Source organism: Acidovorax sp. KPB24-07 (assembly GCF_057543315.1).
In genome coordinates this window covers 1-6,333 of sequence record NZ_BAAJYS010000217.1, presented here as the reverse complement: position 1 = coordinate 6,333, position 6,333 = coordinate 1, and the positions used below count along the sequence as shown (strand labels likewise).

Below are 6,333 nucleotides of genomic sequence, written 5' to 3'. Positions count from 1 at the left end.
GGCTGTCGGGCTCGGGCAAGTCCAGCCTGGCGTTCGACACGCTCTATGCCGAGGGCCAGCGCCGCTATGTGGAGAGCCTGTCGGCCTATGCGCGGCAGTTCCTGGGCCGGCTGGACAAGCCCGACGTGGACCTGATCGAGGGCCTGTCGCCGGCCATCTCGATCGAGCAGAAGGCCACCAGCCACAACCCGCGCTCCACCGTGGGCACGGTGACCGAGATCCACGACTACCTGCGCCTGCTGTACGCGCGCGCCGGCACGCCGTACTGCCCCTACCACGGCCTGCCGCTGGCCGCCCAGACGGTGAGCCAGATGGTGGATGCCGTGCTGGCCCTGCCCGAGGACACCCGCCTCATGGTGCTGGCCCCGGTCGCGCGCGACAAGAAGGGCGAGTTCACCGAACTCTTCGCGCAGATGCAGGCGCTGGGCTATGTGCGCTTTCGGGTGGACGGCACCATCTACGAATATGAAAGCCTGCCGCAGCTCAAGAAGACCGAAAAGCACGATGTGGACGTGGTGATCGACCGCCTGAAAGTGCGCGCCGAGATGCAGCAGCGCCTGGCCGAAAGCTTCGAGGCGGCCCTGCGCGTGGGCGGCGTGGAGGGCAACGGCCGCGTGCTGGCGCTGGAGATGGATGGCGGCCAGGAGCACCTGTTCTCCAGCAAGTTCGCCTGCCCCGTGTGCAGCTATTCGCTGGCCGAGCTGGAGCCGCGCCTGTTCTCGTTCAACTCGCCCATGGGCGCCTGCCCGGCCTGCGACGGCATCGGGCAGCAGGAGGTGTTCGATCCCGCGCGCGTGGTGGCCTTTCCCTCCTTGAGCCTGGCCAGCGGCGCCATCAAGGGCTGGGACCGGCGCAACGGCTACTACTTCGCCATGCTGGAGAGCCTCGCCAGGCACTACCGCTTCGATGTGGAGGCACCCTACGAATCGCTGCCCCCGCCGGTGCAGCAGGCCGTGCTGTACGGATCGGGCGAGGAGGAGATTGCCTTCAACTACGTGCTGGACAGCGGCGCCAACAAGGGCAAGGCCATCGTCAAGAAGCACCCCTTCGAAGGCATCCTGCCCAACATGGCGCGGCGCTACCGCGAGACCGATTCGGTGGTCGTGCGCGAAGAGCTCGCGCGCTACCGCAGCACCCAGCCCTGCCCCGAATGCCACGGCGCGCGGCTGCGGCTGGAGGCGCGCCACGTGAAGGTGGGCGAGGGCGAACAGGCCCGTGCCATCTACGAGGTGAGCCACGCCACGCTGGCCGACGCGCACGCCTGGTTCTCGCAGCTCAAGCTCACCGGCGCCAAGGCCGAGATCGCCGACAAGGTCGTGCGCGAGATCGGCACGCGCCTCACGTTCCTGAACGACGTGGGGCTGAACTACCTGAGCCTGGACCGCAGCGCCGAGACGCTCTCGGGCGGCGAGGCCCAGCGCATCCGCCTGGCCAGCCAGATCGGCTCGGGCCTGACCGGCGTCATGTACGTGCTCGACGAGCCCAGCATCGGCCTGCACCAGCGCGACAACGACCGCCTGATCGCCACCTTGCAGCACCTGCGCGACATCGGCAACAGCGTGATCGTGGTCGAGCACGACGAGGACATGATGCGCGCCGCCGACCACGTGATCGACATGGGCCCCGGCGCCGGCGTGCATGGCGGCCGCGTGATGGCGCAGGGCACCTACGACGCGGTGCGCGGCCATCCCGATTCGCTCACGGGCCAGTACCTGTCGGGCACGCTGTCCATCCCCGTTCCCCCGCGCCGCACGCCGTGGCTGCCCGTGATGGAGGGCACCCCCACGGCCCCCGAAGCGGCGAGGAAGGGCAAATCGCGCTTCCCCGAAACCGAGGCCAGCAAGCGCCGCGCGGAGCAGCGCGCCGAGCGCCAGGCCGAGCACCGCGCCACCCAGGGCCGGCTGCAGGCCCTGCGCGTGGTTGGCGCCACGGGCCACAGCCTGAAGAACGTGAGCGTGGAGTTCCCCGTGGGCCTGCTCACCTGCGTGACCGGCGTCTCGGGCTCGGGCAAGAGCACGCTCGTCAACGACACGCTGTATGCCGCCGTGGCGCGCCAGCTCTACCGCGCGCACGACGAGCCCGCGCCGCATGAGGCCATCGAGGGCATGGAGTATTTCGACAAGGTCATCAACGTCGACCAAAGCCCCATCGGCCGCACGCCGCGCAGCAACCCTGCCACCTACACCGGCCTGTTCACGCCCATCCGCGAACTGATGGCCGAGGTGAACACCGCCAAGGAACGCGGCTACGGGCCCGGGCGCTTTTCCTTCAACGTGGCCGGCGGCCGCTGCGAGGCCTGCCAGGGCGACGGCGTGGTGAAGGTGGAGATGCACTTTCTGCCCGACGTGTACGTGCCCTGCGACATCTGCCACGGCCAGCGCTACAACCGCGAGACGCTCGAAGTCCTGTGGAAGGGCAAGAACATCGCGCAGATCCTCGACCTCACGGTGGAAGACGCCTTCGCCTTCTTCAAGGACGTGCCGACCATCGCGCGCAAGCTGCAGACGCTGCTGGATGTGGGCCTGTCGTACATCCGCCTGGGCCAGGCCGCCACCACGCTCTCGGGCGGCGAGGCCCAGCGCGTGAAGCTCGCGCAGGAATTGAGCAAGCGCGACACCGGCCGCACGCTCTACATCCTGGACGAGCCCACCACCGGCCTGCACTTCGCTGACATCGACCTGCTGCTCAAGGTGCTGCACCAGCTGCGCGACGCGGGCAACACCATCGTCGTGATCGAGCACAACCTGGACGTCATCAAGACGGCGGACTGGATCATCGACATGGGCCCCGAGGGCGGCGCCGGCGGCGGCACCGTGGTGGGCGAGGGCACCCCCGAAGACCTGGCCGCCAACCCGGCCAGCCACACCGGGCGGTACCTGGCGCGCTACCTGCCGTCCACAGCGCAGGGCTGATCGATAGTTACGTTACTTTCGGTGGCAAATCCGTTGCCCCGAACCGCGCCGTGCGCCGGTTTTTACCCCCAGAATCCGCGGTTCTAAAAACAACCGAAGACGGAACGGGGAGGTCCCATGAACAAGGGCATGGTCCAAGTGGACCAGGAGCACCTGCGTGCGCAACTGGAGAAAAAAACTGCCGCCCAAGGTGCGGCTCTTTCAACTGGATGACATCCCGGGCGTGATGCGCTCGCGCATGGGGTGGCCGGTGGCGGCGGCGTTGATGGAGCGGTGGTTTCGGGGGGCGGCGTTTGAGATGCCTGATCTTATGAAACAGGGGCGCGACAGCTATCGGTTAAGTCTTTCGAACCCTGCTCACTTGGACGAAAGTACCGTGACCATGGCGTGGGCGCTCGGCTTCGCCAGAGTGCGTGCCGCTATGGCAAAGCTTCAGGCGCAATGGGCAAGTCCCGCAGGCAAAGCGCAGTTGCGACTTCATGTGAAAAAGCGAGGCGATGTCGAAATTCAACCACGTTGGCGATTTGGAAATCTCGCGCTACCAGCGAAATTACTGGACGAATCCTGCCAAGTTAATTTTGTCAGTCTGGGCAGTCTTGCTGATCCCTTGGATGATTTTTATGGCGCCATGGGCGAGGCACTACTCAAAGTAGCCGTATCAGGGATGGTCACGAGCAAAGGACCAGGTCAGACAGCCATTGCCATCGACGAAATGGGCTTCTACCTGCGCGACTCCTATGATTTCAACGATCCCGAAAATGCCTTCCTTTCGCAGCCTTTGGGCTTCTGGGGACATCAAGGTGTCCATCGTTTCCATGTCAGTGCGCCGATAGCTGTCTCTCAGCAGGATGTACAAAAAAATCAAAGTAAGGCACCTGGTCAAACCTACTTCGTGCAGAACAACGATTTCCGGCAATGGCGAGCACTCAATGGTCGAGGCGGAGACTTCCTCGTGCTGTCCAACGTGCATCGGATACACCTACCTTTCCCCATCAAACTGGAGTGGTGATGAAGTTTTCCAAGCTTAAAAAAATCCCCTGCATTGTTTGGTGCTTGGTCGCGAATTCCCTATTGATCATGATCTGGTACGCCTCCACGCCCACATTTTTCGACAGCGAAAACAGCCCGCATCGCGTTTACCGCCTGGAGTTCCATAAAGCATCTCCCTTGCAAAGAATCGCCCATCTCGATTTCAAGATGCCCTATGTCGTGCGCTTGTACAAAATCGAGCCCAAGACGCTGCTGGGTGAAAGCGAGGTGGTCGATCTCTGGCTGAACGGCGAAATCACGTGGTATCTGAATTCTTCGGTGGACCGGAACGAAGTGCGCGTCGGCAGGGATGTCTTGTTTGAAAAAATCCCAGCGGAATGCACACCTGCGTCACCGTTGGTCAGTTGTCCCAAGCCTTGATGCGCCCTTTGAAAAAAATCCCGTGTGTCGTGTGGTGCCTGATGCTGGGTGGTTGTGTTGTTTTGGGGTGGCGCGCCACTTCCCCTACGTTCCTGTACAGCTACAACAGTCCTCATGAAATCTATCGCCTTGAGTTCCATCGGGCATCGATCCTGCAGCGCATCGTCCACCACGATTTCAGGATGCCTTTCGTCGTCCGGCTATATCGCGTTTCGCCCAAAACGCTGTTGCGAGAAAGTGAAGTCGTGGACCTTCAAGGTGGTGGGCAGTTCGACTGGCACCTTGATCCACCAGTCGCTACCAACAAGGTGTATGTAGGCAATGAAGTGGTGTTTGAGGGCATCCCCTCGGAATGTGGCGACCCACCGCTTGCCAGTGGGTGTCCCGCCAAGCCTTGATGAAAGCGCGCCGGCCGTGAGCGAAACTGTGCAAATCAGGAAAACCACCCTCGGATGGGGTTCGGCCTTGGCAGCCCTTGCTGCTTTCGCTTGGTATGCCTCAACACCGACTTTTTCGACAGCGAAAACAGTCCGCATCGGGTTTACCGACTGGAGTTCTACAAAGCATCGATCCTCCAGCGCGTCTTTCACCACGACTACAAGATGCCTTACGTGGTGCGTTTGTACCGCGTGGATTCCAGAACTTTGCTGGGTGAAAGCAGCGTGGTCGATCTATGGCTGAATGGAGAGACCTACTGGTATCTGGACCCGCCGATGGACATGAAGAGAGTACGCGTGGGGCGCGATGTGCTTTTCGAAAACATCCCCTCCGAATGCACGGACCCGACACGGCCACCGGATTGCGGCCCCAACAACTAATGCTTGCTAACCCACCGCGCCACCCATCACCCCAAGAATCCCAGATTCACCGGATACGCCGCTCCCCCGAAATTCCCCAGCCTCGGCAGCACACCGGTCATCTCGGTGTTCGCCACCCCGAACCACCGCGCCATCGTGGCCGCGTACTGGTCCACGGCGGTGCTGGGCAGCAGGCGGCCCTGGCCCACGTGCCACTGGTCTTCGCTGCCGCTGCCGTTGCCCACGCTGATGGGTGGCGGCGTGCCGTAGAAGGCCGCGCCGCGCACGGCGCCGCCGACCACGAAATGGTGGCTGCCCCAGCCGTGGTCGGAGCCGTCGCCGTTGGACGTGAGCGTGCGCCCGAAGTCCGATGCGGTGAAGGCGGTCACCTTGTCGGCCACGCCCAGCTCCACGGTGGCGTTGTAGAACGCGGTCATGGCGCTGCTCACGCGGTCCATCAGCACGGCCTGGCCCGAAACCAGGTTGTCGTGCAGGTCGAACCCGCCCATTGACACGAAGAACACCTGCCGCCGCGTGCCCAGCGCGCCGCGCGCCGCGATCAGCCGCGCCACCACCTTGAGCTGGTCGGCCAGGGGGTTGCCCGTCGGGAACGCGGTGGACACGCCCGCGCCCGCCAGCGCGGCGGAGATCTGCCCTTCCGAGCCGATGGAGCGCTGCGTTACGCGCGCGTATTCGGCCTCCATCGCGTGGGCGCTGGCAGCCTGCACCAGCTCGCTCAGCACGCCGCGCACGGCGCTCGATCCATAGACGTTGTTCTTGACCCCGTTGATGGGCACGGCGCCGCTGGTGCTGATCTGGTATTGCAGCGCCTGGTCGCCCGAGAGGAACACCGCGTTGCCGCTGGCCGAGATGCAGGTGAACAGCGAGTTGGTGTTGGCCGACAGGGCGAGGTCGCCCAGGTTGCCGCCCCAGCCCACGGTGGAGCCTTCGGCGCCCTGCGATTGCCACACCGACTGCTGGTCGTTGTGCGAAAAGAGCTTCGGGGGCAGCGGGTAGGTGCGGCGGTCGGCGCTGGCGTACTGCGCCCGCGTGAGCGGCACCACCAGCGGCCCCACGTTGAGCTGCACCGCCGCGCGCCCGCTGTTGAAGAGGCCGGCCATGCCGGTCATGGCGGGGTGCAGCGCGTACTGCAGGCCGCCCGCGAGGGCGCTGGCCGGCTGCAGCACGGTGCCGCCCAGCGCACTGCGCCCGAG

The 6,333-nt window shown here is 64.4% G+C and carries 5 protein-coding genes and 1 pseudogene; 5 read left to right on the top strand and 1 reads right to left on the bottom strand.

Features of this window, described 5'->3' with window-relative positions; all coding sequences use genetic code 11:
• The 5 genes and pseudogenes from uvrA to AC27IQ_RS17545 form a co-directional block, all read left to right on the top strand.
• Positions 1–2,912, top strand: a 2,912-nt coding sequence (gene uvrA / locus AC27IQ_RS17565) for an excinuclease ABC subunit UvrA (RefSeq protein WP_487090228.1), incomplete at its 5' end; no start/stop codon positions are given.
• Between the two features lie 157 nt (positions 2,913–3,069).
• The gene (locus tag AC27IQ_RS17560) at positions 3,070–3,921 is read left to right on the top strand and encodes a DUF6402 family protein (RefSeq protein ID WP_487090227.1); all 852 of its coding nucleotides are present in this window, start codon (positions 3,070–3,072) and stop codon (positions 3,919–3,921) included.
• Positions 3,921–4,322, top strand: a complete 402-nt coding sequence (locus AC27IQ_RS17555; RefSeq protein ID WP_284424533.1) for a hypothetical protein — start codon at positions 3,921–3,923, stop codon at positions 4,320–4,322. Before AC27IQ_RS17560 ends, AC27IQ_RS17555 begins: the two co-directional genes overlap by 1 nt.
• Positions 4,280–4,720 (top strand): hypothetical protein, encoded by a 441-nt coding sequence (locus AC27IQ_RS17550; protein ID WP_487090226.1) that lies wholly within the window; start codon positions 4,280–4,282, stop codon positions 4,718–4,720. Before AC27IQ_RS17555 ends, AC27IQ_RS17550 begins: the two co-directional genes overlap by 43 nt.
• Positions 4,721–4,736: 16 nt before the next feature.
• Positions 4,737–5,140: pseudogene (locus AC27IQ_RS17545) on the top strand (hypothetical protein).
• A 26-nt stretch (positions 5,141–5,166) separates the two neighbouring features.
• On the opposite strand, the gene AC27IQ_RS17540 reads toward AC27IQ_RS17545, so the two are convergent.
• The coding region (locus tag AC27IQ_RS17540) for a DUF1501 domain-containing protein (RefSeq protein ID WP_487090225.1) at positions 5,167–6,333 on the bottom strand (1,167 nt) is incomplete at its 5' end.